Origin of the sequence: Lautropia mirabilis (genome assembly GCF_900637555.1) — a bacterium.
GTDB lineage: Bacteria > Pseudomonadota > Gammaproteobacteria > Burkholderiales > Burkholderiaceae_E > Lautropia > Lautropia mirabilis.
On the sequence record NZ_LR134378.1, the window covers coordinates 1,746,282 to 1,767,795 of the forward strand.

General features: G+C 64.2%; 20 protein-coding genes. 12 read left to right on the forward strand and 8 right to left on the reverse strand.

Annotated features, from left to right (window positions below):
• Nucleotides 1-62: 62 nt before the first annotated feature.
• The gene (locus EL249_RS07055) at nucleotides 63-668 is read right to left on the reverse strand and encodes a DUF192 domain-containing protein (RefSeq protein ID WP_232002000.1); all 606 of its coding nucleotides are present in this window, start codon (nucleotides 666-668) and stop codon (nucleotides 63-65) included.
• 546 nt (nucleotides 669-1,214) lie between these two features.
• Here EL249_RS07055 and icd point away from each other — a divergent pair.
• A complete protein-coding gene (icd, locus tag EL249_RS07065) occupies nucleotides 1,215-2,468 on the forward strand; it encodes an NADP-dependent isocitrate dehydrogenase (protein WP_005673464.1) in 1,254 nt (417 codons plus the stop codon).
• A 175-nt stretch (nucleotides 2,469-2,643) separates the two neighbouring features.
• Here icd and EL249_RS07070 read toward each other — a convergent pair whose 3' ends face one another.
• Nucleotides 2,644-4,047, reverse strand: a complete 1,404-nt coding sequence (locus EL249_RS07070; protein WP_005673463.1) for a hypothetical protein — start codon at nucleotides 4,045-4,047, stop codon at nucleotides 2,644-2,646.
• A gap of 308 nt (nucleotides 4,048-4,355) precedes the next feature.
• Entirely contained in the window at nucleotides 4,356-5,300 is a 945-nt protein-coding gene (locus tag EL249_RS07075; protein WP_040531229.1) for a LysR family transcriptional regulator, read from the reverse strand.
• Between the two features lie 105 nt (nucleotides 5,301-5,405).
• On the opposite strand from EL249_RS07075, the gene EL249_RS07080 reads away from it, so the two are divergent.
• On the forward strand, nucleotides 5,406-5,996 hold the full coding sequence (locus EL249_RS07080; protein WP_005673458.1) for an NAD(P)H-dependent oxidoreductase: 591 nt from the start codon (nucleotides 5,406-5,408) through the stop codon (nucleotides 5,994-5,996).
• Nucleotides 5,997-6,075: 79 nt separating this feature from the next.
• Here the strand turns inward: EL249_RS07080 and EL249_RS07085 are convergent, their stop codons facing one another.
• Nucleotides 6,076-6,489, reverse strand: coding sequence for a VOC family protein (locus EL249_RS07085; protein WP_005673457.1), 414 nt, complete (start codon nucleotides 6,487-6,489; stop codon nucleotides 6,076-6,078).
• A 287-nt stretch (nucleotides 6,490-6,776) separates the two neighbouring features.
• On the opposite strand from EL249_RS07085, the gene EL249_RS07090 reads away from it, so the two are divergent.
• Nucleotides 6,777-7,598: a Cof-type HAD-IIB family hydrolase gene (locus EL249_RS07090; protein WP_005673456.1), complete on the forward strand. Its 822-nt coding sequence runs from the start codon at nucleotides 6,777-6,779 to the stop codon at nucleotides 7,596-7,598.
• A gap of 120 nt (nucleotides 7,599-7,718) precedes the next feature.
• Complete coding sequence (locus EL249_RS07095; RefSeq protein WP_083799487.1) at nucleotides 7,719-8,258, forward strand: HIT family protein; 540 nt, start codon at nucleotides 7,719-7,721, stop codon at nucleotides 8,256-8,258.
• A 93-nt stretch (nucleotides 8,259-8,351) separates the two neighbouring features.
• Here EL249_RS07095 and EL249_RS07100 read toward each other — a convergent pair whose 3' ends face one another.
• The gene (locus tag EL249_RS07100; RefSeq protein WP_050781855.1) at nucleotides 8,352-9,461 is read right to left on the reverse strand and encodes a glycosyltransferase family 2 protein; all 1,110 of its coding nucleotides are present in this window, start codon (nucleotides 9,459-9,461) and stop codon (nucleotides 8,352-8,354) included.
• Nucleotides 9,462-9,860: 399 nt separating this feature from the next.
• Between EL249_RS07100 and EL249_RS07105 the strand changes: the two genes are divergently transcribed.
• From EL249_RS07105 to EL249_RS07120, 4 genes are all read left to right on the forward strand, one after another.
• Complete coding sequence (locus EL249_RS07105) at nucleotides 9,861-10,667, forward strand: DUF2325 domain-containing protein (protein WP_005673453.1); 807 nt, start codon at nucleotides 9,861-9,863, stop codon at nucleotides 10,665-10,667.
• Between the two features lie 110 nt (nucleotides 10,668-10,777).
• Nucleotides 10,778-11,221, forward strand: coding sequence for a ferric iron uptake transcriptional regulator (fur, locus tag EL249_RS07110; protein ID WP_005673452.1), 444 nt, complete (start codon nucleotides 10,778-10,780; stop codon nucleotides 11,219-11,221).
• Between the two features lie 4 nt (nucleotides 11,222-11,225).
• Nucleotides 11,226-11,819, forward strand: a complete 594-nt coding sequence (locus tag EL249_RS07115) for a nitroreductase family protein (protein WP_005673451.1) — start codon at nucleotides 11,226-11,228, stop codon at nucleotides 11,817-11,819.
• 330 nt (nucleotides 11,820-12,149) lie between these two features.
• On the forward strand, nucleotides 12,150-12,794 hold the full coding sequence (locus EL249_RS07120) for a copper chaperone PCu(A)C (RefSeq protein ID WP_005673450.1): 645 nt from the start codon (nucleotides 12,150-12,152) through the stop codon (nucleotides 12,792-12,794).
• A gap of 186 nt (nucleotides 12,795-12,980) precedes the next feature.
• On the opposite strand, the gene EL249_RS07125 is transcribed toward EL249_RS07120, so the two are convergent.
• The gene (locus EL249_RS07125) at nucleotides 12,981-13,187 is read right to left on the reverse strand and encodes a cold-shock protein (RefSeq protein WP_005673447.1); all 207 of its coding nucleotides are present in this window, start codon (nucleotides 13,185-13,187) and stop codon (nucleotides 12,981-12,983) included.
• A gap of 937 nt (nucleotides 13,188-14,124) precedes the next feature.
• Here EL249_RS07125 and clpS point away from each other — a divergent pair.
• The 3 genes from clpS to EL249_RS07140 all read left to right on the forward strand — a co-directional run bounded on the left by clpS (nucleotide 14,125) and on the right by EL249_RS07140 (nucleotide 17,858).
• Nucleotides 14,125-14,433, forward strand: coding sequence for an ATP-dependent Clp protease adapter ClpS (gene clpS, locus EL249_RS07130; protein ID WP_005673446.1), 309 nt, complete (start codon nucleotides 14,125-14,127; stop codon nucleotides 14,431-14,433).
• Nucleotides 14,430-16,745: an ATP-dependent Clp protease ATP-binding subunit ClpA gene (gene clpA / locus EL249_RS07135; protein ID WP_005673445.1), complete on the forward strand. Its 2,316-nt coding sequence runs from the start codon at nucleotides 14,430-14,432 to the stop codon at nucleotides 16,743-16,745. Before clpS ends, clpA begins: the two co-directional genes overlap by 4 nt.
• A gap of 360 nt (nucleotides 16,746-17,105) precedes the next feature.
• The gene (locus tag EL249_RS07140; RefSeq protein ID WP_005673444.1) at nucleotides 17,106-17,858 is read left to right on the forward strand and encodes a hypothetical protein; all 753 of its coding nucleotides are present in this window, start codon (nucleotides 17,106-17,108) and stop codon (nucleotides 17,856-17,858) included.
• Nucleotides 17,859-17,876: 18 nt separating this feature from the next.
• On the opposite strand, the gene EL249_RS07145 is transcribed toward EL249_RS07140, so the two are convergent.
• Nucleotides 17,877-18,830, reverse strand: a complete 954-nt coding sequence (locus tag EL249_RS07145; RefSeq protein ID WP_005673443.1) for an AraC family transcriptional regulator — start codon at nucleotides 18,828-18,830, stop codon at nucleotides 17,877-17,879.
• A 726-nt stretch (nucleotides 18,831-19,556) separates the two neighbouring features.
• On the opposite strand from EL249_RS07145, the gene EL249_RS07150 reads away from it, so the two are divergent.
• Entirely contained in the window at nucleotides 19,557-20,426 is an 870-nt protein-coding gene (locus tag EL249_RS07150; protein WP_005673441.1) for a cysteine hydrolase family protein, read from the forward strand.
• Nucleotides 20,427-20,549: 123 nt separating this feature from the next.
• Here EL249_RS07150 and argF read toward each other — a convergent pair whose 3' ends face one another.
• The gene (gene argF / locus EL249_RS07155; protein WP_005673440.1) at nucleotides 20,550-21,479 is read right to left on the reverse strand and encodes an ornithine carbamoyltransferase; all 930 of its coding nucleotides are present in this window, start codon (nucleotides 21,477-21,479) and stop codon (nucleotides 20,550-20,552) included.
• Nucleotides 21,480-21,514: the final 35 nt, after the last annotated feature.

A 21,514-nucleotide genomic window follows, 5' to 3' on the forward strand; every position in this document is an offset into this window, starting at 1 on the left:
AGGCCAGCGCGTGGCAGGCTGGCCTTTCCGTCATTGAGCGCGCCTTCTCCAGAGGCAGCCGCTCACGGCTTCGGTTCGCCGTTCGGCACCGTTTCAAGCCCCTTCACCACATCTCCCACCTTCACGCCGTGCGCGTCGAACCAGCCCTGGTTCATTTCCAGCGCGTGGCGCACCGGCCGGGAAGGGCAGTGACTGCGCTCATCGCGCGGCTGCATGTCGGCCAGATCCGCCACCTTGCCGTCCTCGTCCAGGAAGGCCACGGTCAGCGGAATCAGCGTGTTCCTCATCCAGAAGCAGTACTGTGCGGGCTGCTCGAAGACGAACAGCATCCCATGGTTCTCAGGCATCACCGTCCGGTGCATCAGACCGCGCTCCCGCTCCGGCTCGGTCCGTGCCAGCTCGGCGTCGATGCGCTGGCCGCCAGCTTCCAGTTCCACCACCGGCATCCGGTAGGGCGGGGTGGCCTGCGCCGGCTGGATACCGGCCAGCGAGGTACCGGCCACCAGCAACAGGCTGGCCATGCGGATGGATGCCCCTTGGGCCCGGCGCCATCCTCTGGCCCAGTGCGTGCCGCCATCGGCAAGGCCTGCCGGGGCGGGGGCCGCCATCGTTGGGGCGCGCGTGAAGGTTGGCGTCGTGGCAGGCTGGGCAGAATGGGAAATGGGCATGGCAGATCCGGGGGCACCCCGTTGATGGTTCCTGTGTCAGCGCCGATCATACCCTGCCCGCAGCCCGCAGCCCGCAGCCCGCAGCCCGCAGCCCGCAGCCCGCAGCCCGCAGCCCGCAGCCCGCAGCCCGCAGCCCGCAGCCCGCAGCCCGCAGCCCGCAGTCCGCAGTCCGCAGTCCGCAGTCCGCAGTCCGCAGTCCGCAAGTCCGCAAGTCCGCAAGTCCGCAAGTCCGCAAGTCCGCAAGTCGGAGCCAGAGCAGCCCTGTTCACGCCATGGCCTCGGTTTCGGCTGCCTCGGCTCGACACGCCTCCTGGTCCTGGCCTGCGCGTCTTGACGGGCGTCGCATGCCGTCGCCCCTTCATCTCGGGACTTTCCCTGAGAACGTCGCGCCCAGGAGGCGCCCACGCCTGTGGCCGCCATCCATGGCTGGCATAATCCCCCTTTCCCCGGGGTCACCTTCGTCCGGCGCCGTCCTTGCCTGCGGGCGGTCGCCGTGCCGAGTCCGTGCCCCGACCGGTGTCAATCCGCACTACAGGTCCACAATCCATGTACCAACACATCAAGGTGCCCGATCAGGGCCAGAAGATCACCGTCAACCAGGATTTCTCCCTCAACGTGCCTGACAACCCCATCGTGCCCTACATCGAGGGGGATGGCACCGGCTTCGACATCACGCCGGTGATGTTGAAGGTGGTGGATGCCGCCGTGCAGAAGGCCTATGGCGGCAAGCGCAAGATCCACTGGATGGAGATCTACGCCGGCGAGAAGGCCACCCAGGTCTACGGTCCCGATGTGTGGCTGCCCGACGAGACGCTGGACGTGCTGCGTGAGTACGTCGTCTCCATCAAGGGTCCGCTCACCACGCCGGTCGGCGGCGGCATCCGCTCGCTCAACGTTGCCCTGCGTCAGCAGCTCGACCTCTACGTCTGCCTGCGGCCCGTGCAGTACTTCGACGGCGTGCCCTCGCCGGTGCGCGAGCCCCACAAGACCGACATGGTGATCTTCCGCGAGAACTCCGAGGACATCTACGCCGGCATCGAGTACGAGGCTCAGACCGACAAGGCCAAGAAGCTCATCGACTTCCTGCAGAAGGAGCTGGGCGTCACCAAGATCCGCTTCCCCGAGACCTCCGGCATCGGCATCAAGCCGGTCTCGAAGGAAGGCACCGAGCGCCTGGTGCGCAAGGCCATCCAGTACGCCATCGACAACGACAAGCCCTCCGTCACCCTGGTGCACAAGGGCAACATCATGAAGTTCACCGAAGGCGCCTTCCGTGACTGGGGCTATGCGCTGGCCAAGAACGAGTTCGGCGCCGAGCTGCTCGACGGCGGCCCTTGGATGAAGCTGAAGAATCCGAAGACCGGCAAGGACATCATCGTCAAGGACGTGATTGCCGACGCCTTCCTGCAGCAGATCCTGCTGCGTCCGGCGGAATACTCGGTCATCGCCACGCTCAACCTCAACGGCGACTACATCTCCGACGCCCTGGCCGCTCAGGTCGGCGGCATCGGCATCGCCCCGGGCGCCAACCTGTCCGACTCGGTGGCCATGTTCGAGGCCACCCACGGCACCGCACCGAAGTATGCCGGCAAGGACTACGTGAACCCCGGTTCCGAGATCCTCTCGGCCGAGATGATGCTGCGCCACATGGGCTGGACCGAAGCGGCCGACCTGATCATCTCGTCGATGAAGAAGGCCATCGCCAGCAAGAAGGTCACCTATGACTTCGCCCGCCTGATGCCGGATGCCGAGCAGGTCTCGTGCTCGGGCTTCGGCCAGGTGATGATCGACAACATGTGATCATCGCTCGGGGCTTTCTGCAGAGCCGCCCGGAAGGGCGGCTGTGTCGGAAAGGCCCAGGGATCCTCTGAGAATCCGCACCGTGGCGCATCAGTCTGCGGAGCTGGCTCGGAGGATCCTTGAGATAGCCTTGAAAAGGGGGAGCGCCCGGAGACGGGCGTTCCCCCTTCCTGTTTCAGTACCCCAGCGGGTGCTTCGGCAGGTCGGCAGCCGTGGCATTCCAGTAGCGCAGGTCGCGCCGGCTGGCCACCGGCGACTGGTCATCCACCACGTAGTGGCCCAGACGCACCAGCGGCTGACCCAGTTTCCAGCCGGTCGGCACCGCGTAGCGGACGCAGCTCAGGCGCTTCATCAGCGGTGCATGCACGTTCAGGCACAGCCGCGCCTCGTCGGAACGGCCGCCGTTGGCCACGAACACCTGCAGGAAGGCACCGTCCTGGCCGCTCCAGTGGCGCAGCACCTGGTTGAACGGCACCAGCGTACCTTTTTCCACCACGAAGGGCTGGGATCCCTTCAGCGTGAAGGTTCGACCCTGGGGCGTCACGTACCCGGGAATCTGGTCCACCAGCACGCGGGCCTGTGTCTGCAGCGTCAGCAGCGGCGTGCCCACCGGTACGCCGGCCATCGAGGCCAGGCTGTCGACCCGGCGCGGTGCAAAGCCCTTCACGGTGCTGCCGAAGTTCACCTCCACCCAGAGGTTGTGCGTGTTCTCGCGGCTGGTGTGATCGACCGTGGCAGCATCCAGACTGGTGTAGTACGTATAGCTGCCTGCTTGGGCGTCGGCCAGCACGGCCTGATGCACACGCAGCGCCTCGCCCGTCAGGGCCTGGCCGGCGGGCGGCTGTGCAGACCAGCGCCGGGCCTGGAAGGATACGGGGGCATAGGCTTCGTTCGGGTGTGGCTTGCCGTCGTTCAGCAGCACATCGCCCGGATGCAGCGAACCTGGCTGGTTGATCATCGTGGCCAGCACGTCACCACTGATGCCCCGCGCCGAGATGGACGGAGCAGGGCCCCAACGGCCGATGTTGCCGGTCGAGCCGGCACCTGCGTTGCTGCCTCCGGAGTTGCCGCCCCCTGCGTTGCCGCTCCCTGCATGGCCACCAGGCTGCACCGATCCGCTACCGCCAGCGCCGTGACCTTGGCCGGGAGTCGATCCTCCTGCGCCGCCGCTCGACGAACTGCCAGCGCCCTGGCCGCCTGACGTACCGCCGCTGCCGCTTCCACCGGTTCCGGCGTTGGCGTTGCCCGAGCCCGCATGGCCCGTACCCCCGTTGCCTGTGGAGCCACCGGCATGCGTCTGGCCGCCCGTGGCACCGCTACCGGACGAACCGCCGTTCAACGTTCCGCTGTTCGATGACGGGCCCGTGCCGGCGTTCTGTGTCTGGTTTGTCGGCGGTGTGGGGCTGCTGGACACCGCCTTGTCACGGCTGGAGCCGCCGCTGCCGCCACCGCAGGCCGCAAGCAGCAGCATCAGCGTGGCTGCACCTGCCAGGGTTGCGGTGCGTCGCAGCGGGAAGCCGGCAGGCTGGGCCGACGGGCTGGAACGGGATACATGGCTGAGAGATGGACGAAGGATCATGATGTCTGCTCCTGCAAACGAGAAAATCCCCGAAGAGGATCCGGTTGCCGGCATCCCGCGGGGATGCACCGGCGTACCGGAGTGGGTCTCCTGTCACGGCAAGTCGGCCGTCCATCGGTCATCGAATGCCGTGTATCTGTGGATTCATCTTAGGCCATAAAAAGTAAGGTTGACGACAATCTGAGTCATGGAGGCAACACAGTTGTTGCCGTAAAGGATAGAGAGCGCCCATGCTCCGCCATCGGTGTTGTTCTTGTCATACGGCGCGAGCCGTTCGGGCCTGGCAGGCAGCCCGGGCTGGCGTTCGGTCAACTGACCTTCAATGTCTCCACCAGGGCACGCAGTGGAGCGGTAATCCGGCGGTTGGGGTAGTACAGGCAGAACCCCGGGTAGCGGGGGCTCCAGTCCGCCAGAACCTGCATCAGCCGGCCGTCTTCCAGCCAGGGACGGCAGATGGCGTCCATGGCATAGGCCAGGCCCAGGCCTCGTGCCGCGGCGTCCAGCATCAGTTCGGGATCGTCCAGCACCAGCGCGCAGTCCAGGTTCAGTTCCATGAGGCCGGGGACCTGGGCGGCAGATGACCCGGGACTTGTGTCTCCAGCTTCCCGGGTGGGCAGGGCGGCCCGCATGAACTCCCATCGATAGACGTTGCCGCTGCCGATCTGGCGAAAGCCGATGCAGCGGTGGCGGTGCAGTTCGTGGGGTGTGCGGGGGGCCGGATGGAGGGCCAGATGGTCAGGGGAGGCCACCACCATCGTCTGCAGGTCCGGCGTGACGGGTACCGCCACCATGTCGCCCGGAATGCTTTCCCGCAGCCGGATGCCGGCATCGAAGCCGTCGCGCACGATGTCGACGAAACCGTTGTCTGCCGCGATGTCGAGCTGGATGTCGGGGAACCGTTCCATGAAGGCGCGCAGCCGTGGCAGCAGCACCTGGCTGGCCACGCAACGCGGCATGCTCAGCCGGATGCGGCCGGCCGGAAGGTCACGATGGGCATTGACGGCCTCGATGGCGTTTTCCATCCCCGCCAGGGCCGGGCCGACACGGGCAAAGAGCGCCTGTCCGGCTTCTGTCGGCGCCACGCTGCGCGTCGTGCGATGCAGGAGCTGCACGCCCAGCTTCTCTTCCAGCGCACGCAGGCTGTGCGATACGGTGGAGGGGCGCAGACCCAGGCGCGCTGCTGCGCCCCGGAAACTGCCTTCCTCGACGATGGCGGCAAAGGCGGCCAGCTCGGCGAAATCGCTGTGGCGCATGATCGATTGATGGCCCTCATGCATCAGGTCATGAAATGGAATCGGGCTTATCGCGGCTCATTGTAGCCACTACGATGGACGCATGTTCCTGCTTCGGAGGCCGTCATGAAGATACTGGTCAATCTCTTTCATCCGCACCTGGACAGCTCCCGGGTCAATCGCGCCTGGGCACGGCGCCTGGCTGCGCAGCCGGACATCACGGTGCGAGACATCCATGCCCTCTATCCGGATGGCAGGATCGACGTTGTGGCCGAGCAGAAGGCTCTGCTGGCCCATGATCGTCTCGTCTTCCAGCACCCGTTCTACTGGTATTCGGTTCCGCCGCTGATGAAGCAGTGGCTGGATGACGTGCTGGTCTATGGCTGGGCCTATGGTCCGGGGGGCGATGCATTGGCCGGCAAGGAATGGGTCTCGGCCATTTCCACCGGGGGCCCGGCCGATTCCTATCAGGCGGGCGGCTACAACGGCTTCTCGATGAGCGAATTCCTGAAGCCGCTGCAGCAGACGGCCCACCTGCTGAAGACCCGCTTCCTGCCGGCCTACGTCTTTCACGGCGCCGTCAGCGCCAGCGACGACGACGTGCGCCGCTCGGCTGACGCCATGCTTGCCCACATCAGCGACCCGCTGCTGGATCCGGCCAAGCGTCTGGCCGCGCTGCAGGCCGACATGGAGAAGCGGGGCATCGTGCTGGGGTGAAGGGCGTCACTCCACCCGAGAGAGCACCCTCAACCGGTGCTTGGCCGTGACTGTCACCTTGAGGCATCACCTTGGGCCGTCAGGCACCGGGCTGTTCCACCCAGGCCATGGCCTCGATCTTGTGGCCGTCAGGGTCACGGACGAAGCAGCCGTAGTACTGCTTGCCGTAGATGGGGCGCGGGCCCGGGGCGCCGTCGTCGGTGGCACCGGCTTCCAGCGCAGCCTTGTAGAAGGCATCCACCTGGGCTGGCGTCTCGGCGTAGAAGGCGATGTGCACGCCGTTGGCCACTTCTGCCGGCTTGCCGTTGAACGGTGCCTGCACCCAGAACTCCGGATAGGCGCGGCCGTAAGCCACGGCATGGTGCTCCTGGCTCATGTCCACGACGCGGCCGATGCCCAGGGCGCCCAGCGCCTTGTCATAGAAGGCGAGGGCACGGTCGAGCTGGTTGGTGCCGAGCGAAACGTGGGAAAGGATGCTGGGATTGCTGGACATGATCAGGTCTCCTGTCAAGATGCGATCAGGACGATCATAGCGCCGGGGAGGGGAGGAATGGCCGCCGATGATGCACGTTGCGGTCAGGCTCTTCGGGCAGGGACGGGGACCGATGGACACGGCACTTCTTCGGAAGGGATCCTGGGCGCTGCGGACGGACTGACCTCCTGTCGGGGACCGGGGTGCAAGGCCGAGGGCACGCTCTAGAATAGCCGGATACGCAACGAGGGCGCTGCGTCGGGGCCGGTCTGCGGCCATCCGAGTGGTTGCCGCCAGGAAACTCACGCATGAGCAAAGCATTGAAGGACCGTATCCGGATCGTCTTCTTCGACATTGACGACACGCTCTACAGCAAGAATGCGGGCCTGTTGTCGCCCGGTGTCGAGAAGGCCTTCCTGGGGCTGAAACGGCGCGGGGTGATTCCGGCCATCGCCACCGGGCGTGCGCGCTACATCTTTCCTGCGCCGCTGGAGGCGGTCATCGCACGAACGGGCGTCGAGCACTTCGTCACCATCAACGGCCAGCTCAATCTGCATGGGCAGCAGGTTGTCTCCGACTACCCGTTCGCCCAGGCCGATCTGGAGCACATCACCGCCTATCTCGTGGGGCAGGGCATGGGGGTGTGCTATGCCGAGCGTACCCACATGTCGGTGATCTCGATGACGCCGGCCTTCCATGCGGCACTGGTGCCGATCATGCGCGACCATTCCATGGACCAGCCCCATGAGCCTGGCAGCCCGGTCTACCAGCTGGTCGTCGGCTTCCAGGAAAGTCAGCTGGCAGGCATCGAGGCCTCGGGCATTCTGGACCATGGGCGGTTCCGCACGGTGCGCTGGCATGAGGATGCGTCGGACCTGCTGGCCACCGAGGGGTCCAAGATGCGCGGCATCCGCGACGTGATCGGCACGCTGGGACTGACGCTGGACAACGTGATGGCCTTCGGTGATTCGCTCAACGACATCGAGATGCTGTCGGAAGCGGGATTCGGGGTGGCCATGGCCAATGGCCATCCGGAGGTGAAGAAGTACGCCGACCATCTGGCGCCGCGGCAGGACGAGGACGGGGTCTACCGTGCCCTCGTCGAGCTGGGCATGATCGATGCGGATTGAGTTGCAAGCTGCAATCTGAAGCACGTGGCCCATGGTCCCGCAACCCGCAGACGCATCGCCGGTGCTGCGGGGGCTGGGCGTCACCCTTGCTGGCAAGGTGCTGCTGGGCAGTGACTTTTCATGGCCGAGGAGGCTGGCCGGTTGCTGCCCCTGTATTCACATGCAGGAGATTTTCGCGTGGCTGAAAATAAATCATCCGATCAGGACTGCATCTTTTGCAGGATCGTTGCGAACAAGTCGCCCTCCCATCGCATATGGGAGGATGAAAATCATCTTGCCTTTCTGTCGATTTATCCGAATACACCCGGGGTGACCGTTGTCATCCCCAAGGCTCATCGTCCCAGCTATGTATTCGATAACGATGATGAGACGGTCTGTTCACTCATGAAGGCCGCCAGGAAAGTGGCCGGAATGCTTGATCAGCGGCTTGAAGGTGTTGGAAGGACAGGCGTGATTTTTGAAGGGTATGGCGTGGATCATCTGCACGCCAAGCTCTTTCCCATGCATGGCACGGGTGACGGGTCTTCTTTCAGACGGATCGAGTCGAAAGGGATGGACAGATTTTTCGAGCGTTATGAAGGTTATCTGTCATCCCATGACGCCATGCGCGCCGATGACGATGCACTGAGTGCCATGGCGCGCAGGATTCGAGGTGAATGACACGCCTTGTCGTGCCGGAGTCTGCGTGCAACGGCAGGGCGTTTCCCTTTGTACTAGGGCGCAGCCGGACCGTGACGCCCGATGCCTGCAGGCTCAGGCCGGCTGCTGCTCGGGCAGGGCGGCTGCCGACACCAGGCCGGCATCCGCCGCTTCCTTGTACTGGGCGTAGAACTTCTTCTGCATGTCCTTGTAGCGCGCGGCCTTCTCGACTTCCTTGCGCGCGTCGAACAGCGCCCACAGCTGGGCGGCTGCCATGAAGCTGCCCCGACCGCTGACGTTGCCGGCCAGTTCCGGCCGCTCGCCGATGGCCAGCGCCTTCAGCCAGCTCTCCTCGATCATCGGCAGCAGCGACTCACCCTGTTCCGGGTGCTTCTGCATCTGGTCCAGCAGCAGGCAGCCCACCACGAAATAGAAGTCGGCCGACTGCTCCCAGTAGGGCATCTCGTCCGAAGCGAAGATCATGGCCTCTTCCAGACGGCCCTCATGGCGCAGGCACTCGATCGTCCGCACCACCAGGTCGTGGTACCAGGCGGTACGATGCTGCACCAGCTCCCGGGCGCGGCGATAGAAGGGCAGTGCCTCGGCGTACTGCAGCTGGATGTCGTACTGCTTGCCCAGCTGGAAGTGCACATAGGGGTCTTCGGGCCTTTCGGCCAGCGATTTCTCCAGAAGCGCCATGTTGCGGCCCTTCTTGGTGTCGAGCTGCTCCTGCATGTAGCCGTCGTGTCGCGCCGTCACGGCGGCATCGATGATCGGCAGGTTGTGGGCCGGCTGTTCGTGGATCCGTCCCTTGTAGCGCACGCCCCGCGGCAGGATCCGGGAGATCCGGTGGCTGGAGATCAGGGTGTTGCTGCCGCTGCCCAGGTCGCTGTCGATGCGGATGTTGTGGATGGCACGGCGCGAATCGTGGCGCAGTGCCTGCAGGTATTCGCCGCCGGAGGTCAGCCATTCATCCGCATCCAGAACCAGGTTCCAGTCGGCGTCAGAGTGCGCCAGCGCGGCATTGCGGGCGGCGGCGAAGTCGTTGGTCCAGCGCCGCTCGTACACCTCGGCCCCATGGGCACGGGCAATGGCGATGGTGTCGTCGGTCGACCCCGTGTCCAGCACGATCATCTTGTCCACCCAGGGGGCGACACTGTCCAGGCAGCGCGCAAGGCTGCGGGCCTCGTTCTTGACGATCATGGTCAGGGCAATCGTTTTCATGCGGGATCCTCCAGCGGGCATGACGGGGGATTGTCCCGGCGGACGGATGTTCACGATCTTCGGAACAGTGCGGCTTCTGGCGGCCTTTTCGGTCTGTTTCATGCCCGTGTGCAGAGCCGGACGGGAGTACCGGATCGTGTGGTGTGATTCCTGGGCGTGGCGGCCACAGGGTGTCGTTGCATGCAGTGTCGTCCTGATCCGACACGGGTGTTGCCCCCATGCCGATCCTCTCGGGAGCAAAGGGACAGCCAGGCAGATTTCATGAATGAGAAGTAAAATCAGTCAATGAGGCCGTGATCGCTGCTTTGTGCAGGTGCCATGCCCCTCTCCTGTCGGTTCGGCGGCCTGCCGTTCCGGCATCCCCTCCATCCCTCCGCCCCAACCGTTGGAGTCCGAACCGTGAAACCGTCCGAACGCAGCCTGGAAGGCGTGATGGCCGAGCTGAAGGCACTGAGACAGGCTTATGGCGCAGCCCAGCGGCGCTGCACGGCCACAGTGCAGCGGCTTCATGCCCGCAATCAGCTTCTGGAGGCCGAGGTGTTGCAGCTGCGTGCCCAGCTGGCCGCGCGGGAGCCTTCCCTGGCCATGGCGGGTGACGAGCAGCGGCGCATGCTGGCAGCCGCCCAGGCCACGCAGGCGGGCAGGGCCACGCTGGGTGCGCGGATCGAGTCGCTGGCGCAGCGCCTGCAGACGCTGCTTCGCGGCGCTTCGGCCACAATGCCGGCCGAGGCATGGCCTGCGGCAACGCAGGGGACTGTTCCGGAACCCGGAGCGTCAACGCGGCCCTTGGGGCAGCCGTTGCATCCGGCAGGCGACGATCGTGCCGATGGATCGGGCGCCACCGATGAGGTCGAGGATCCCCCAGACCTTGAAGAACGGCTGGTCGAGGCCGATCTGGTGATATGCCAGACCGGCTGTCTCAGCCACCAGGCGTACTGGCGGGTGCAGGATCATTGCCGTCGGCACAACAAGCCCTGTGTGCTGGTGGCTCAGCCTGACGCCTTGCGTATCATCCGCATTCACCAGCGTGATGATGGGCCCTCGGCCGGCACTTTCCCGGCTGATGGTGCTCCCGGGGCGCCGGAACGGGGCAGGAAGGGCATGCCTGACGCCCCCGCACGGGGTGCCGGGGCATCCGGTTCCGGTCAAGGTACGGACAGCCAGGTCCGGACAGCGGTTCATCAGCAGGAAAGCGGTATCACATGACGGATCATGGCGGCCTAAATGGTTCATAATGCAGGGATCGAGGGCGATTGCCCGGGAGGTATCGCCCGGTTGCCCAGCGCCGCGAAACTGTTTCTCTCTCAGGAAGGTCAATGAGCACCCAGGATCAGGAATTGCGCAGTGTCGGTTTGAAGGCCACGCTGCCCAGAATCAAGGTACTAGAAATCATCCGTGGCAGCGAAGAGCGCCACCTTTCGGCCGAGGACGTGTTCCGTCGGCTGCTGGAGCAGGGCCATGACGTGGGCCTGGCGACCGTCTATCGGGTGCTGTCGCAGCTGGAAGCGGCCGGCCTGCTCAGCCGCAACGTCTTCGACGGCGGCAAGGCCGTCTTCGAGATGAACGAGGGTGATCACCATGATCACCTCATCTGTGTGAGCTGCGGCCGGGTGGACGAGTTCACCAGTCCCGTCATCGAGAAAGTGCAGTTCGAAGTGGCCGATGCACATGGCTACGAACTGTCCGAGCGTCGGCTGGCGCTGTATGGCGTCTGCCCGGCGTGCCAGAAGAGCGCAAACGCGCCGCGCGGCCGGAACTGAACCGATGAGCGAGACGATCGATCTGGCCGAAGTCGGCGAGGTGGCCATCGAGGCGCTGAAAGGGCGTTTCTCGTCTTGGCCGTTGCATGAGCCGGCGCCTTCGGCCTCCGAGCTGGAGACGGCCTTCGAACTGGCCATGCGTGCGCCGGATCACGGCAGCATGAAACCGTGGCGCTTCGTCACCGTCCAGGGGGAGGCCCGGGCGGCGCTGGCCGAGATCCTGGTCGAGGCAGCGCGTGCGCGGGGTCATGAGGATCCCGAGCGCTATCGTCGCAAGCAGCTGGCGGCGCCCATGACCATCGTGCCGGCCGTGCGGCTGGTCGAAGGCTCCGAAAAGGTGCCGGTCATCGAGCAGTGGCTGGCGGCAGGCGCTGCCGTCATGAACCTGCTCAACGGCCTGTACCTGCAAGGCTACGGTGCCATCTGGGTCAGCGGCCCCAACGCCTTCGATCCCAAGGTGCGTGACGCCCTGGGCTTCGCAGCTGATGAACACCTGCTGGGCTTCGTGCATGTAGGTACGGCCGAACCGCACGCCAAGGGCCGCGAGCGCCCTGATCCTTCCGGCTTCGTGCGGGCCTGGCACGGTCCGGAGTGCTGATCCCGGCACATTTCCTTCCTCTGGATTGGATGCAGGGTCGTCGGGACCCTGCATCCTTTCCGTCGCTGCGGGGTTATCCGGAGCTTCCGTATCGATACCCCGATGCCGGGGCTGCCCAGGCTGATGCAGGCTCGCGCATGTCCGGGACAGGCGGAAGCTTTCCCCGAGCATGTCAATGCCTTGCAGCATGCTGGCCGTGGTTGGGCACCTGGTGTCCAGTGAAGAGTGCCAGATGCCACCTGTCGGATTTTTCCTCGGCATCCTCCCCTTTACCCGGGATACTTCTCCCGCGTGTTCCTACGCCTCAGATCTTTCGTGGAGTCCAATCGCATGAGCAAGAGTGCGTTTCCCGTTTCAGCGGATGGCATCCGGAATGTCTCCCGTCCGGCATGGCTGACTCTGGGGGTGCTGGCCTGCCTGGCCGTGGCCCAGCCGACGATGGCGACTGCCCAGACGGCCCGCGAGAGTGCGGAACATGCGACCGCCCATCAGGGGCATGGGCACCACGCCCACGGTGTGCAGGCGGAAGCCTCGCCCGTTGTCGTCAGCGGTGCCTACACCGCGGTGCCACGGCCTGGTGTTCCCAATCTGGCCGTCTATATCGACCGGGTACAGAACCGCGGTCAGCAGGATGACCAGTTGCTGTCAGCCCGCACCGGGATTGCTCGTGCCACCGAGATGCACGAGATGAAGGTGGAAAACGACATGATGCGCATGCGTCAGGTGTCCGCCATCGATATCCCGGCTGGAACCAGCGTGGACATGAACAAGGGGGCCAGCTCAGGCTACCACCTGATGGTGCTGGGGCTCTCCCGTCCGCTGAAGGCCGGTGAGCATTTCACCCTGACACTGAACTTCCGTCACGCCGGCAGTCAGGACGTGCAGGTCCAGGTTCAGGACGTGGCCGGGCACACGGGCGGGCATGAACATCACCACGATCATGACGAGCATGCCGGACATGCCCACGGCCACTGAGGCTTCTTTGGGCATGCCCTGAGCGCAGGACGGCCTGGGCAGGGCAGAGGTGGAAGGCGCTGCTTTCCGGCATGCGTCAGCAGTCGCCCAGCGCGCTGCGATGAATCGGATCCCCATGAAAAAAGGCTGGCAACTTGCGTTGCCAGCCTTTTTCGGTAAGGGCGTCAGCCCATCCTGGCCGAGTGATCAGCCTTCGGGATGGATGTTGGACGCTTGCTTGCCTTTGGGGCCCTGGACCACGTCGAACGAGACCTTCTGGCCTTCCTTCAGGGTCTTGAAGCCTTGGGTCTGAACAGAGCTGAAGTGAGCGAACAGATCTTCGCCACCTTCATCCGGGGTAATGAAGCCGAAGCCCTTGGCGTCGTTGAACCACTTGACCGTACCCGTTGCCATACTATGAATTTTCCTGCTTGAAAGGCCGTGCGTGTGAGACTGAATGGAGGTATTCGGGCGCGGGCCTTGATTTACCCCGAAAACATCAGACACTATTCTTTGGGAATTGGAGGGAGGCAGTCAAGTTCTATCGTGCGAACGGCAGTTCCCGGGAGTGCAACGGAATTTGTTTTCGGGTCTCAATCCGTGTCAGTACCTTGTGGAGCCCCTTCGGACAAGTCTTTAACTTCTTGTTTCTTAACGAGAAAACTTCACCTCTGCTGCAATGCAGCAAAATTTTGCATCGACTGCCCCTCCTGTGGGCCAGTGGCGGCTTGTGGTTTTCTTGCCTTCATGTAAACCGCTGAACGGCAGGTGGCCGGATGGCGCCTCATCATGGCCTTGTGAAGGACGGCCGAGTCCCGGAGGATCTCCGGGCGTTTCCTTCATGGGTTTTGAGGAGTGGAGGTGAATGATCGGTTTTTTATATCAGGATAATAAATCCAGCCTATTCCATTATGAACGGTACATGAACGGGAGATGAACGGAGTCGGCTGGTCAGGTGAGTGCGTGGCCGGGCTGCGCGTGTTGCTCCGTGGCTGTCATGAGCCGGCTCGTCGGCTTGGCTTGTACGGAGGCTTTCCTGGCGGTGTGAGATGGTGCGAGGCAGTGCAAGGGCACTCGCCGTGACCCGTTTTTCCGTGTGCAATCCGGGTAGGAATGAGTCACAATCACACTGTTGGTCGGCGAGTACTTGAATTGCCTGGAAAAGGACGCATTGTGCAATGGTCAGTCGTCAGGCAGGTTCGTCGATATTCGCTCGACCTGCCTGGCACATCGCTGGCCGGGCCGGGGTCCGCGCCTGCCACCCCTGGCGTTGTGGTGGATGTCACGATGGCACCCGCCGGATGTCGCCAGGTCACTTGATCGGTCCGGATCAATCGCTAGAATCGGTCGGATGACACTATCCAATGATCCTTCGGTCGTCCTTGAACGGGAGCAGCTGGCTCTGAAGCCGCCCCCGTTGTACAAGGTGCTCCTGTTGAACGACGATTTCACGCCGATGGACTTCGTGGTGCAGGTTCTGCAGAAGTTCTTCTCGATGAGCCTGGAGAAGGCCACCGACGTGATGCTGCAGGTCCACCACGAGGGCCGCGGCGTCTGTGGCATGTTTCCACGGGATATCGCGTTGACCAAAGTCGAGCAGGTGAGTGGATTTGCCCGTCAGCATCAACATCCGCTTCAGTGCGTGATGGAGGAAGCATGATCGCCCAAGAGCTGGAAGTCAGTCTGCACATGGCCTTTGTCGAGGCCAGGCAGCAGCGCCACGAATTCATCACCGTCGAGCACCTGTTGCTGTCGCTGCTCGACAACCCATCGGCGGCCGAAGTGCTGCGGGCCTGCGCCGCCAACATCGACGAGCTGCGCAAGAGCCTGACCGGCTTCATCAAGGAAAACACTCCGGTGGTGCCGGGTACCGAAGAGATCGACACGCAGCCCACACTGGGCTTCCAGCGGGTCATCCAGCGGGCCATCATGCACGTGCAGTCCACCTCCAACGGCAAGAAGGAGGTCACGGGGGCCAACGTGCTGGTCGCCATCTTCGGCGAGAAGGACTCGCACGCCGTCTATTACCTGCACCAGCAGGGTATCACCCGGCTGGATGTGGTCAACTACATCTCGCATGGCATCGCCAAGGCACAGCAGCAACAGCCCGGCAAGGACGAGCCCCAGGAGGCCACGGCCGAGGGCGGGGGCGATGCCAATCCCCAGGGGGCGCTGGAGCAGTACACCACCAATCTCAACGCGGCCGCCCGCGAGGGTCGGATCGACCCGCTGATCGGCCGCGAGAGCGAGCTGGAGCGCGTCATCCAGGTGCTGGTGCGCCGGCGCAAGAACAACCCGCTGCTGGTGGGCGAGGCTGGCGTTGGCAAGACTGCCATTGCCGAAGGGCTGGCCTGGCGCATCGTCCAGGGCGACGCGCCCGAGGTGCTCAAGGACGCCACCGTCTATTCGCTGGACATGGGTGCGCTGCTGGCCGGCACCAAGTACCGCGGCGACTTCGAGCAGCGCCTGAAGACGGTGCTCAAGCAGCTGCGGGCCGACCGCCAGGCCATCCTGTTCATCGACGAGATCCATACCCTCATCGGGGCCGGCTCGGCCTCGGGCGGCACGCTGGATGCCTCCAACCTGCTCAAGCCGGCGCTGTCGTCGGGCGAGCTCAAGTGCATTGGTGCCACCACGTTCACCGAGTACCGTGGCATCTTCGAGAAGGATCATGCGCTGTCGCGGCGCTTCCAGAAGATCGATGTGGTGGAGCCGACGGTGGAACAGACCGTGCAGATCCTGCGCGGCCTGAAGAGCTACTTCGAGGAGCACCACGGCATCCGCTACACCGGGGCGGCGCTCACGGCAGCGGCCGAACTGTCGGCCAAGTACATCACCGATCGTCATCTGCCCGACAAGGCCATCGACGTGATCGACGAAGCCGGTGCCGCGCAACGGGTGCTGCCGCGTGACAAGGCCAAGGAAGTGATCGGCAAGGCCGACATCGAGGCCATCGTCTCCAAGATCGCCCGCATCCCGCCCACGTCGGTCAGCAGTGACGACCGCAGCAAGCTGCAGTACCTGGAGCGCGATCTGAAGAACGTGGTGTTCGGCCAGGATTCGTCCATCGAGGCGCTGGCGGCCGCCATCAAGATGGCGCGCTCGGGCCTGGCACGGCCCGAGAAGCCCATCGGCTCGTTCCTGTTCTCGGGCCCCACGGGCGTGGGCAAGACCGAGGTGGCACGGCAGCTGGCCTTCACGCTGGGCATCGAGCTGGTGCGCTTCGACATGTCCGAGTACATGGAGCGTCACGCCGTGTCGCGGCTGATCGGCGCGCCGCCGGGCTATGTCGGCTTCGACCAGGGAGGACTGCTGACCGAGGCCATCACCAAGAAGCCGCATGCGGTGCTGCTGCTCGACGAGATCGAGAAGGCGCATCCGGACATCTTCAACATCCTGCTGCAGGTGATGGACCACGGCACGCTGACCGACAACAACGGGCGCAAGGCCGATTTCCGCAACGTGGTGCTGATCATGACCACCAACGCGGGCGCGGCCGACCTGCAACGGCGTTCCATCGGGTTTTCGGACACGCGCGAGCCGGGTGACGAGATGGCCGAGATCAAGCGGCTGTTCTCGCCCGAGTTCCGCAACCGCCTGGATGCCATCATCAGCTTCCGTCCGCTGGATGAGGAGATCATCCTGCGGGTGGTGGACAAGTTCCTGATGCAGCTGGAAGAGACGCTGCACGAGAAGCGGGTGGAGGTGATCTTCACCGACGCGTTCCGCAAGTATCTGGCACGCGAGGGCTTCGATCCGCTGATGGGCGCACGCCCCATGCAGCGGCTCATCCAGGACACGGTGCGCAAGGCGCTGGCCGACGAGCTGCTCTTCGGCCGTCTGCAGCACGGTGGCCGCGTCACCGTGGATATGGACGACGCCGGCAAGGTGGCGCTGGAATACCACGAGTCCTTCGAGCCGCCGCCGCCCGAGCCGGAAGACGAGGCCGAGGTCGAGACGGTCGAGAGCTGAGGCCGGTCCGGATCAGAGGAGGCAGCCGTGGGGGAAGCCCTTCGGCTGCTTTTTTTATCCGATTGTGGCAGGGCTGGCATGTCACAGGCTCATGCTGCACCAGCTCATTCAGCACTCATGCGCTGGGTGATTCAGCAGGCCATGTAGCAGGCTCATGCAGCAAGGGTGCTCCTGTCGTGTCCGGAGCACGCCATGGCCTGCATCGTCGCGATGGGTTGTTTGCGTGCCACGTTCCGTGGTTTTATGCAAACGGGGGGCTTGCCGCCGATCCGCAGTTGCTGTCCGGGTATCCAGGGCAGTGCGGGCGTGCTTCGGGTAGACTGGATCATGCGGACATGCGATCGAAACGAGGCATGTTCGATGTCGAGATACACCCTTACCCAAGTGGCTGCCGAGCGTCTCCTGAAGGACCTGGACATTGCGGTGGTCAAAACGATGAGCCGTGTCGTCGCGGATGCGCGCGAGCATCTGTGGCTGCTGGAAAGCATCTCCACCACCGATGTGCTGACTGACAGTGACTTCCAGCGCCGGCTGTGCCGCCATGTGGGCATGCGTGGCAAGCTTCGGATGCGCCGTGAGGAGCTGTTCATGATCCTGGACGGCATCCGGCGCGTGCCCCATCGCAACTATCCGGACGTGCTGATGCAGATCAGCGAGCTGACCGGGCAGGTGGAGAAGTCGGTGGCTTCGGAAGTGCTGGCCCTGCTGGAGCCGGACCAGCCGACAATCGATCGCGAGGTGCGCGAGCTGATGCCGCGCTATGGTTTCCAGCCGTTGCCCGAATCGCCGCTCTTCGACGAATGCGTGGCCTATCACCATTGCCTGCGGCAGGTGATGGAGCAGGTGCTGGCCCTGCCGCTGGCCGGCACGCTGCTGGCGCGCCTGGACCAGGCCATTGGCGAGGGGGCAGGGCAGCTGTCGCCGCTGCGCAAGCTGAACCTGCTGCTGTCGGGCTCTTACCGGACTGTGGCGCTGCTGCCCAACCTGGAGGCTGTGCGGCGCGCCATTCCGCGGCACCAGCCGATGCCGGCACCGCAAGTGCCACCGACCGTGACGGCCACGCCGTCGGTCATCAATACCCGGCCCGGCGTGCGTCTGCACCTGTGCCGCTGATCAGTCCCTGGGACCGGTTCAGATCCCGGTCCCCTGATCGTTCAGCCATGCGCCGGAACCGGCCGCTGCCCGTTCGGCGCTGGTCGCCTGTTTTGCAATCATTGTCTGTTTTGCGGCCTCTGCGTCCATGGCTTCCTCCGCGGCCTTCATCTGTTCCCGCTGTTGGGTCAGCCACGCCGTGGGCGTCTGGCCGACGATACGGGTGAAGGCCCGGGTCAGTGCGGCATTGTGGCTGTAGCCGGTCCGCTCTGCCACCAGCGCCACCGGAACCCCCTGGAGCAGCAGGCTCTGGGCCAGCGAGATGCGCCAGGTAGCCAGATAATCCATGGGCGATACGCCCACCGTCTCCCTGAAGCGCAGCGCAAAGCGCGTGCGGGACATGTGCGCCCGTTCGGCCAGGGTGTCCAGCTGCCACGGCGCAGCCGGATCCTGATGCATGTGCGACAGCGCCAGTCCGATCTGCCGGTCGGCCAGCCCGCGCAGCAGGCCGGTATCCAGATGCCGCAGCCGCAGGCTGCAGCGTACCGCCTGAATGGTGAAATAGGCCGAGAGATGGTGCACGGCCATCTGGTAGCCGCAGTGCCGTTCGGCCGTTTCGGTGAAAATCCGGTTGGCCACCGCCAGCAGGTCGGGGTTGCTGTTGAGCTGCAGCAGTACCGGACGCTTCAGGATGTGGGTAAGCGGATTGCGCACGCCGTTGCCAAAGTCGAAGCTGATGCAAAACACATCCAGTCCGCCGGTGTCGAGCGGGGTTATGGTGTGCTGCATGTGCCCCGACATGAAGATCAGCGTGGGTTCCTCGATGCGGATGGGGGGCGTGTCGGGAATTTGCAACAGGCATCGCCCTTCGCGGACCAGGTGCAGGTACCCCTTTTCGGATTCGGCATGCGTGCTGGTATTGCACAGCCGGCCCAGAAAGAACAGGTCGGTGCGAAAGCGAAAGTGCGTGAACAGCTGGCTGAGAGCATCCATGGCGCGGAAGGCTGAAGGGGTGACGACCAGGGAAAGATATCAGCACGGGTGCCGCAGTGCATCCCGGTGGGCCGATGACAGAAACAGATTGATGCAGGGCAGCCGCCCTGTCCGGGTCCTTTTGTCCCGTCAGCACACGATGCAGCATATGGCGGGGATCAGTGCATGGGTCGGTGCAGGGGAGCAATGCAGGGGAGCAATGCAGGGGAGCAATGTAGGGGAGCAATGCAGGGGAGCAATGCAGGGGAGCAATGCAGGGGAGCAATGCAGGGGAGCAATGCAGGGGAGCAATGCAGGGGAGCAATGCAGGGGAGCAATGCAGGGGAGCAATGCAGGGGAGCAATGCAGGGGAGTAATGTAGGGGAGTAATGTAGGGGAGTAATGTAGGGGGTAAGTGCAGGGAGTAAGTGCAGGGAGTAAGTGCAGGGAGTAAGTGCAGGGAGTAAGTGCAGGGGGCGGCGCGGGAAAGCATGTGTCCATGACATGCTGACGGCCCGGTGGAGAAAATGTCCATGAAACGCCTCGGGCCGATGAATGGTCGCCTGAAAGGTGCCAGCGGTGGACCGTCCATCGCACGGCCATCATCCGGGTAAAAAGACGGGATGATGTGTCAACCGGCCTTGCGTGCATTCGGCGACGATGTCGTCACTGGCACCGGGCAGGTGGTATTGCAGCATGCTGCGCGGATGATTCGGCCAGAAACCTTCTCCTCTTCATTTGGAAACCATGTGCAATAACCACAAAGATCACACCGTCGACCAGGGCCGCCGCCAGTTTCTGGGGCATGATGCCAAAGCCGTTGCGGCGGTTGCCGCGCTGGGCGCCATGGCGCTGGGCGGCGCAGGCAATGCCGAAGCCGCTGGCAGAAATGCCGCGGGCAAGGGGGCGGCGCCAGCCAATCCGTATGCCGAGCCGTCCAGTTACGGCATGCCACGCAAGGGCATGAAGCTCGATCCAGAGCGCGTGGCGCTGGTGGTCATCGATCCCCAGATCGATTTCCTGAGCCCGAAAGGCATCGCCTGGGGCGCCGTGGGCGAAAGCGTCGAGCAAAACAATACGGTGCCAAATCTGCTGCGCCTCTTCAAGGCGGCCAAGGGCGCCGGCATCCCCGTGGTAGTGTCGCCACACTACTACTATCCCACCGATCACCAGTGGGAATTCGGTGGCCCGGGCGAGCACTTCATGCACGACAGTGGCATGTTTGCGCGACCCAGCGCCTATGACATGAAAGGCTTCGAGGGCTCGGGAGCCGACTTCATGCCCGAATACAAACCCTACATCTTCGATGGCAAGACCATCATTGCCTCGCCGCACAAGATTTTCGGCCCGGAAAGCAACGATGTGACGCTGCAGCTGCGCAAGCAGAAGGTGGACCAGATCCTGCTGGCGGGCATGGCCGCCAACCTGTGCGTCGAGTCGCACCTGCGCGAGTTCATCGAGCAGGGCTTCGAGGTGACGGTGGTGAAGGACGCCACCGCCGGCCCGAAACTGCCGGAGGGCGATGGCTATCTGGCCGCGCTCGTCAATTACCGCCTGGTGGCCAACGACCTGTGGACCACCGATGAGGTGGTTCGCCAGCTGGGCCAGAAGGTCTGACCCAGCGCCCGGATGCCCATGGCACCGCGTGGTTTTGCGCGTGCCATGGACTCATTCGTTCCCGCGACGCCCCCGGGCATGCCGGCAGGCAGCGGCGACATGGCAGCAACGTGGGACGGGGCATCAGGTCGGCACGCGGCCGATGACCAGATACTCCAGCAGGGCCTTCTGCACGTGCAGGCGGTTCTCGGCCTCGTCCCACACCACCGACTGCGGGCCGTCGATCACGCCGGCCGTCACTTCCTCACCCCGGTGCGCCGGCAGACAGTGCATGAACACCGCATCGGGGCTGGCCAGTGCCATCATCTGCTCATCGACGCAGAAGTTCGCAAAGGCGGCGGCCCGGGCCTCGTTCTCGGCCTCGTAGCCCATGCTGGTCCAGACGTCGGTCGTCACCAGATCGGCGCCCGCGCAGGCTTCGCGCGGATCCTCGAAATAGCGCAGGTGCTTGCGCTCGGCATCGCTGATGCGGGCATCGTCCAGCGCATAGCCCGGCGGCGTGGAGATGTGGACCTGGAAGTCCAGCAGCCGTGCGGCCTGCACCCACGTGTAGCTCATGTTGTTGGCGTCGCCCACCCAGGCCACCGTCTTGCCCTGGATGCTGCCGCGGTGCTCCATGTAGGTGAAGATGTCGGCCAGGATCTGGCACGGGTGGTACTCGTTGGTGAGTCCGTTGATGACCGGCACCCGTGAGGCGGCGGCAAAGCGCTCGATGATGTCCTGCTCGAAGGTGCGCATCATGATGATGTCGCACATCCGCGAGATCACCTTGGCGGCATCATCCACCGGCTCGCCGCGGCCCAGCTGCGAATCCCGCGTGTTCATGTAGATGGCGGCACCGCCCAGCTGCAGCATGCCGGCCTCGAAGGACAGGCGGGTGCGGGTGGAGGCCTTCTCGAAGATCATCACCAGCGAGCGGTCCTGCAGCGGATGCCAGGTCTCGTAGTTCTTGAAGCGCTTCTTGATGAAATCGGCGCGTTTCAGCAGGTATTCGATCTCTTCGCGGCTGAAGTCGTCGAATTTCAGGAAGTGCTTGATGGGCAGTGTGCTCATGGTCGGGGCTGTCGTGTCGGCGTGGATTCAGGGAA